A 238-nucleotide genomic window follows, 5' to 3' on the forward strand; every position below is an offset into this window, starting at 1 on the left:
TTGGTGAGAACGGTTATCTCGTGGAACGGCGGACGAATGGCTTAGCAGTCCGGGTCGCTCGTGAAGAAGATGCCGCGGCAGTTGAACAAATCGCGAAGCAATATATTGCTGGCCAGCTGGCTCTAGCAGACGCTGTCAAGCAGTTTGCCAAGGCTGGGTGTCAAGCTTGGACTGCTAACTTAAAACGCCACATCGTTGATTTTAGCGGCGATGAAGGTAAAATCATGGCAGCTGTAAC

Annotated in this window: 1 protein-coding gene; it reads left to right on the plus strand. The window is 51.7% G+C overall.

Going from position 1 to position 238, the window contains the following annotated elements; all coding sequences use genetic code 11:
- Positions 1 to 238, plus strand: a 238-nt coding sequence (locus L9G74_RS21980) for a DUF1398 family protein (RefSeq protein ID WP_238899053.1), incomplete at both ends; no start/stop codon positions are given.

This window comes from Shewanella electrica (assembly GCF_022321485.1).
GTDB classification, from domain to species: Bacteria; Pseudomonadota; Gammaproteobacteria; order Enterobacterales; family Shewanellaceae; genus Shewanella; species Shewanella electrica.